General features: G+C 69.8%; 1 protein-coding gene. It reads right to left on the bottom strand.

From position 1 onward, the window contains the following. Positions 1-196: 196 nt before the first annotated feature. Positions 197-1,073: acetate/propionate family kinase (locus tag MIC448_RS08590; RefSeq protein WP_036298319.1), on the bottom strand; the 877-nt coding region annotated here is incomplete at its 5' end.

Raw genomic sequence — 1,073 nt, 5'->3', positions numbered from 1 at the left:
GGGGGGGGGGGGGGGGGGGGGGGGGGGGGTGGGCACGCCGTCGAGGTCGAAGAGCACGGCATCGTAGGTGGACAGATCGGGCAGAGCGGCGGTCACGGAGCCTCCAGGATCGCGGTGGGCCGAGGTCGGGAATCGGCGGCTCGCCATCGCGCCTTGAGGCCAGCGTAGTGGTGCCGAGAGCCGCGTCGGAACCGTCTCACCCCTGCGTCGCGCGGAGCGTCTGTCGCGCGATCTCGAGCTCTTCGTTCGTCGGCACGACGAGAACCGTCACCGGCGAGGAATCCGTCGAAATGACCCGGATGCCTCGGCCGCGCGCCGCGTTCCGGTCGGGGTCGATCTGTACGCCCGCGAAGCCGAGGGTCGCGAGGGCCTCGGCACGGACCGCGGCAGAGTTCTCCCCCACTCCTGCCGTGAACGAGATGATGTCGACGCCGCCGAGCTGCGCCAGGTAGGCGCCCGCGTAGGCACGGAGCCGATGGATGTACACGTCGAACGCGAGCGAGGCCGCCGCGTCCCCGGCATCGCGACGCGCCACGAGGTCGCGCATGTCACTGACCCCCGCGAGCCCCCGAAGTCCGCTGCGTCGGTTGAGCAGATCGTCGAGGTCGTCGATGCTCTGTCCGGCCCGCCGAGCGAGGTGGATCAGCACGGCCGGGTCGAGGTCGCCCGAGCGGGTTCCCATGACGAGTCCCTCGAGCGGTGTCAGCCCCATCGAGGTGTCGACCGAACGCCCCCCGCGGATGGCCGTAACCGATGCGCCGTTGCCGAGATGGAAGACGATCTGGCGCAGATCCGTCAGATCCCGTCCGACGAAGTGCGCCGCCGCCTCGCTCACGAACTTGTGCGACGTGCCGTGGAACCCGTAGCGGCGGACGCGATGCGCCTCGGCCAATTCGCGGTCGATCGCATAGGTGTACGCGGCCGGCGCGAGCGTCTGGTGGAAAGCGGTATCGAAGACGGCGACGTGCGGGATGTCGGGAAAAGCCTGCTTCGCGGCGCGGATGCCCTGCAGGTTCGCGGGATTGTGTAGCGGCGCGAGCACCGACAGCTCGTCGATGTTGATTTCGACCAGC

It is taken from the genome of Microbacterium sp. C448 (assembly GCF_000582705.2).
GTDB classification, from domain to species: domain Bacteria; phylum Actinomycetota; class Actinomycetes; order Actinomycetales; family Microbacteriaceae; genus Microbacterium; species Microbacterium lacus_A.
The sequence above is the reverse complement of the archived record's forward strand: the minus strand, read 5'-3'. Positions and strand labels throughout refer to the sequence as shown.